Source organism: Arhodomonas sp. KWT (assembly GCF_010993615.1).
Map to the genome: position 1 here is coordinate 1 of NZ_WNXE01000485.1, position 1,244 is coordinate 1,244.

The 1,244-nt window shown below is 72.1% G+C and carries 2 protein-coding genes; both read left to right on the top strand.

What is annotated here, in order from left to right; translation table 11 throughout:
* Positions 1 to 590 (top strand): class I SAM-dependent methyltransferase (locus G7A99_RS20105; protein ID WP_163143585.1); only part of this gene is annotated, 590 nt, incomplete at its 5' end.
* On the top strand, positions 587 to 1,030 hold the full coding sequence (gene rnhA / locus G7A99_RS20110) for a ribonuclease HI (RefSeq protein WP_018718435.1): 444 nt from the start codon (positions 587 to 589) through the stop codon (positions 1,028 to 1,030). The genes G7A99_RS20105 and rnhA, both read left to right, overlap by 4 nt.
* The last annotated feature ends 214 nt before the right edge of the window (positions 1,031 to 1,244 follow it).

The following is a 1,244-nucleotide window of genomic DNA, read 5'->3' on the forward strand; positions in this document are numbered from 1 at the left end:
TGGTGGACCGCTGGCCCCGTGGCCCGGTGGACGTGGTCGCGGAGCCGGAGCTGCTACCCTTGGAGAGTGCGAGCGTGGACGCCGTACTCGTGATCCACCAGCTCGAGTTCAGTGAGGATCCGCACCAGCTCCTGCGCGAGGTCGAGCGCGTGCTCGCACCGGAGGGGCACGTCCTGGTACTGGGCTTCAATCCGTTCAGCCTCTGGGGCGTGCGCCGTGTGCTGGCCGGTGTGCGCGGCAGCCGGGCGCCGTGGACGGGACACTACTTCGGGCGCTCGCGCGTGAACGACTGGCTGCGGCTGCTCGGGCTGACCGTGCAGCGCCGCGAGGGCCTGTTCTGCCGCCCGCCGCTGCGCCACACGCGCAGCCTGGAGTGGCTTGCGCCCATGGAGCGGCTCGGGCCACGCTATGCGCGCATTGCCGGCGGGGTAAACCTGACGGTGGCGCAGAAACACGTGGCCGGGATGACGCCGCTGGAGCCGGCGATGCGTCCGCGGCTTCAAGTCATCCGCGGCGGCCTCGCCGGGGCATCGCGCGTGCGGCCCGGCAACAGCGCCGCCCGCGACGCCCGCGGAGGCCCACAGGGGTGAATCGAGTCGAGATCTTTACCGACGGCGCGTGCCGGGGTAACCCGGGGCCCGGCGGCTGGGGGGCGGTGCTGCGCTACGGCGAACACGAGCGCGAGCTCTGGGGCGGCGAGCCCGAGACCACCAACAACCGCATGGAGCTCACCGCCGCCATCGAGGCCCTGGCGAGCCTCAAGCGCCGCTGCGAGGTGGACCTCACCACCGATTCGCAGTACGTCCGCCAGGGCATCACCGAGTGGATGCCCGGCTGGAAGCGCCGCGGCTGGCGCACCAGCGCGCGCAAACCGGTGAAGAACGCCGACCTCTGGCAGCGCCTTGACGAGCTCGCCTCGCAGCACACCGTGCACTGGCACTGGGTGCGCGGGCACACGGGTCACGACGGCAACGAACGTGCCGACGCCCTTGCCAATCGCGGCATCGACGAGCTGCAGGCGCGGGCCTGAGCGCGCGCCGCCCCGTCGGGCGGGCATGTCTCGCACACGACCGGCCGTTCCACGGGGCCGTAGGTCGGCTGCTCGCAGGCAGCCGACGTTGCTCGCGGCGGGTGCGGGCCGTGGATGTTGGCTGCCAGGAGCAGCCAACCTGCGGAAACTGTTGGGATGTCGCACACGGCCTTCGGCCGTGCACGACCTACCCGTTCCGGGAGGCCGTAGCTGG